Raw genomic sequence first — 255 nt, forward strand, 5'->3', positions numbered from 1 at the left:
AGTAATTAGAGGGGGTAGAGCACTGAATGGGCTAGGGCATACACCAATGTACCAAACCCTATCAAACTCCGAATACCTTTAATGTAATCATAGCAGTCAGGCGGCGAGTGATAAAATCCGTCGTCAAAAGGGGAACAACCCAGACTACCGACTAAGGTCCCAAAATCTTATTTAAGTGGAAAACGATGTGAAGTTACTTAAACAACCAGGAGGTTGGCTTAGAAGCAGCCATCCTTTAAAGATAGCGTAATAGCT

Annotated in this window: 1 rRNA gene; it reads left to right on the top strand. The window is 43.1% G+C overall.

The features are described 5' to 3' along the window. Nucleotides 1–255, top strand: a 23S ribosomal RNA gene (locus O6B72_RS09455); the annotation flags it as partial.

Origin of the sequence: Campylobacter ureolyticus (assembly GCF_027277485.1) — a bacterium.
Classification (GTDB): Bacteria; Campylobacterota; Campylobacteria; order Campylobacterales; family Campylobacteraceae; genus Campylobacter_B; species Campylobacter_B ureolyticus_B.